Genomic DNA, 2,075 nt, shown 5'->3' with positions numbered 1-2,075 from the left:
TTTGCTGGTGGCTAATATGTATATATTACATATGTATTGAATATGTAGGCTTATTCAAACATTGATTTTATGGTAGTTTGCGGACACGAAAACCAACTTTTTTGATTTAAAAACCAACTTTTTTGATTAAAAAAATCAGAGAAAACCAACTTTTTTGATTAAAAAAATCAGAGAAAACCAACTTTTTTGATTAAATGTTTTGAACGAAATTTTATAAAAAAATGAATTTTTTTATAATTTTAGAGTAGTCAAATATTGATTTTATGGTGGTTTGCGGATACGAAAAGCAACTTTTTTGATTTAAAAACCAACTTTTTTTATAAAATGTTTGTATTTTTATGATATAATGCGGATACACTTTTGGAGCGGTAACTCCAAAAGCAAAAAGAAAGGATATGACTATGTGTAAGAGACATAGAAGGCGTTATCCTTTAGCAAAAGTATATCTAAAAATAGAGATATTTTCGCTTAAAATAGAGATATTTTGGAATAAATAACGCCTAGGGAGCTTAGCTCCCCCTCATCCTTTCTAAAAACAAGAAAGGCGTAAAATGGATACTAAGGTAGTAATTTTGAAAAATGGATTTACAAGAAATCAAAGTCATACAAGTAGTGCTATAACCACTGCTAGAACAAAAATGACAGCTAATGAGTTAAAAGCATTTTATCAATGCTCAACACTTATACAAAAAGATGATGATAAATTTGCTGAATATGTCATCAGCATTAAAGATTTTGTTGAAACATTAGGTTTTTCAGATACTAATAGCAATTATGTCAAAGATCTTTGCCGACATTTAGCAAAGCAAACTTTTGAGATTGAAAAAGATGGAATTTGGGATATTTATACAATTTTCTCAAGATTTAGATTTGATACTAAAAAGCAGTTAATTACAATTAAATTCAATGATGATATGAAGCCATATTTGCTAGAACTAAAAAATAACTTTACTCAAATTAAACAAGTTAAATATATCAAAGAGTTTGAGAGTAAATACACTATTAGAATTTACGCATTGCTTAAAGATTATCGATTGATGGGGCATAGAGATATAAACATTGAAGCACTTAGTAAAATGCTACAACTACCAAAGAGCTATAGAGATTATAATTTCATACGATTGAGAGTATTAGAACCAGCACTAAAAGAAATCAACGAAAAATCAGATTTAGAAATTTATAGCATAGAGCCGATAGAAAAGCAAGGGAAAAAAATTATCGCAATTAGAATAGAATTTGGTAATAAAGCTGACAAAATCGCCGATGATTGTGTCAAAATGCTAAGACAAAAACTTAAACGAAATAACGATAATTTATCCGATACTTTTGTTGGTTATGCTTATTCGATATCAGAAACTTCAATCAATAAGGGCGATATTTTTACAATAGCTAAAATTGAGAAAGATGAAAGGGATTATTATAGTTGTAAAGATATAAATAATAATACTTTGTTTGCTTGTATGGGTAAGAAACAATTTACCGAAAAATTAATTTTTGCTATATACTTAGCGATGAAATATCAAATTGAGCAAGAAAAAAATATTTTTGCTGAATTACCAGAATGGCAAAATCAACAAGATAAAATCAAAGAATTTAAAGATAAATTTCAAAAACTTATTGAAAATTATGACAAGCGTGGCGATTATTTGAGACAATAAAAAACGCTTTGAAACTAGATTAATCAATCATTCATTTTCAAAAAATTATCGAACTTGTGAGAAATATTTTTGAAAATGATATTTTCAATTTAAAATAGATTTGAGCTTGTCGAAAATTATTTAAATTGAAAATTGCTCCACGCAGTGGCAAATTACCACCATTAAAAATAAATGGCGTTGCCGATTTGTTTTTAATGGTGGATAATTTGCAAATTATCCACCTTATGGCAATGCCATCAAGGATAATTTGCTTTTTTGCTAAAAATATTTTCGACAAGCTCAAACATTTTTAGCAAAAAAGAGAAAAATTTTGCTATAATTTTACAAATTCAAATTATAGTAAAATTTTTAAAAAAGGATAAATATGGCAACAATTGATTATGCAAAGTATTCAAATATGAACGAAAGACAACTTTT

Annotated in this window: 1 protein-coding gene; it reads left to right on the top strand. The window is 27.2% G+C overall.

The features are described from left to right. Positions 1 to 551: 551 nt before the first annotated feature. On the top strand, positions 552 to 1,658 hold the full coding sequence (locus tag CCAL9328_RS10490) for a replication initiation protein (RefSeq protein ID WP_170000619.1): 1,107 nt from the start codon (positions 552 to 554) through the stop codon (positions 1,656 to 1,658). Positions 1,659 to 2,075: the final 417 nt, after the last annotated feature.

The organism is Campylobacter sp. RM9328, assembly GCF_012978615.1.
Note: the sequence above shows the minus strand (reverse complement) of the source record. Positions and strands in the feature narration are given on the sequence as shown.